The sequence below is a fragment of the Gilvimarinus sp. 1_MG-2023 genome (assembly GCF_030548285.1).
This window is the reverse complement of sequence record NZ_JAUOSC010000820.1, coordinates 1-287: the sequence shown is the minus strand read 5'-3', so window position 1 is coordinate 287 and position 287 is coordinate 1. Positions and strand designations below refer to the sequence as shown.

Genomic DNA, 287 nt, shown 5'->3' with positions numbered 1-287 from the left:
GACAATGCTGGATGGAAACATTGCAATCGTCCTATTTTAAGTTGGTCACCAGATTCTAAAAAAATAGCAACATTTCAGCAAGATCAGAGACATGTGAGTGATATGTATTTGGTAAAAACAAAAGTAGGTACACCAGAATTGTCTGAATGGAAATATCCGTTGCCAGGAGATGAAGATATTATTCGTATTCACAGAGTAATTATTCACATCAATCCAACTCCAAAAATTGTGAAATTGCACATGGATGCAGATGCTAGAAGAGGAACCTTATGCGATGATATTTCTTG

Annotated in this window: 1 protein-coding gene; it reads left to right on the top strand. The window is 35.9% G+C overall.

Annotated features, from left to right (window positions below; genetic code table 11):
* Positions 1-287: DPP IV N-terminal domain-containing protein (locus Q4563_RS19185; RefSeq protein ID WP_303605646.1), on the top strand; the 287-nt coding region annotated here is incomplete at both ends.